This window comes from Geomicrobium sp. JCM 19055 (assembly GCF_000698185.1).
Taxonomy (GTDB): domain Bacteria; phylum Bacillota; class Bacilli; order Bacillales; family Marinococcaceae; genus Geomicrobium_A; species Geomicrobium_A sediminis.
Map to the genome: position 1 here is coordinate 1 of NZ_BAXL01000043.1, position 1291 is coordinate 1291.

General features: G+C 42.4%; 2 pseudogenes. Both read left to right on the forward strand.

The features are described from left to right. A pseudogene (locus JCM19055_RS22060) lies at positions 1-380 on the forward strand (hypothetical protein); the annotation flags it as partial. A 142-nt stretch (positions 381-522) separates the two neighbouring features. Further along, positions 523-1204 (forward strand): annotated as a pseudogene (locus tag JCM19055_RS22065) (response regulator transcription factor). The last annotated feature ends 87 nt before the right edge of the window (positions 1205-1291 follow it).

Consider the following 1291-nt stretch of genomic DNA (forward strand, 5'->3'; position numbering starts at 1 on the left):
ACCATCATGGAGGTCAAGGTCATCACCATGGAGGTCATCACCATCATGGAGGCCAAGGTCACCACCACGGAGGTCACCATCACCAAGGCACAATCATGTACATGGAACATGATGAGCACAACCATCACATGAGTCAAGGTCACCAATCTCAGAGCAATGAGTCGATGCAAAATTGGATGAATGAGCATTATCCGGCACATGCTCATGAAAATATGCGTTTCACTCCTGAAGGATCCCATCAACAAGATGCGAGAATTTTTGGTGGTTTCGGACCAGGTTTTGGATATGGATACGGTCCAGGGCCATTTTATGGAGGAGGACGCTTTCGTAGAATCGCGCTTCCTTTAGCAGGTCTTGCAGCTTTGTCTTTAATCTTTTAGTATGTTAACTGAGAACTGTCATTTGACAGTTCTTTCTTGTTTTTAAAGCTGTAAAAGGCGATAATTGAAATGGATAGGAAGCAATATGAACGTTAATTGCTCGTCTAATTTAAAAATTGAGTACAGAAGTGGGTGGCAATCCATGAGTTATACCGTATTTCTCGTTGAAGATGAACAGAATTTATCAGAGGCACTGAAAGCTATATGGAAAGAGAAGGTTGGACTGTCCAACTATTCCACGATGGGGACAAAGCGAACGAAGCTGTCGAAGAAACCCCTCATCTCTGGGTGCTTGATATTATGTTACCAGGTACAGACGGTTATCAAATCTTAAAGAACATTCGTGAGAAACAAGGCGATATTCCAGTCATTTTTATCTCTGCAAGAGACCAAGACCTCGACCGGGTGTTAGGGCTTGAAATGGGTAGTGACGACTACATCTCAAAGCCGTTTTTGCCTCAAGAGTTAATCATACGAGCGAAAAAAAATTGTTAACTCGTACTTACGGACAAGAATCCGAAGAGAGCAAGAAGATTGAGCTTAACGACTATACGATCGACGCTGAGGCACGTACAGTTACGGATAATCATCAACCAGAGCAACCGGTTGATTTAACAACAAAGGAGATGGATCTTATTCTCCTTCTAACTGAACAAGTTGGAAAAGCGTTATCGCGTGAAGATATTATTGAAGAAGTATGGGGAGAAAATTATTTCGGCTCTGAGCGTGCTGTGGATGATGTTGTCAGACGTGTACGCAAAAAGATGCCGCGTATTCATTTAGAAACTTTGTACGGTTTTGGGTATAGGATTCTTTCCTCATGATTCGCATGAATTTAACGAGAAGGATCTGGCTGTCATTTGCAGCTTTGCTCATTCTTGTTGCCGTTTCAATGGCTGTTATTTATCCGA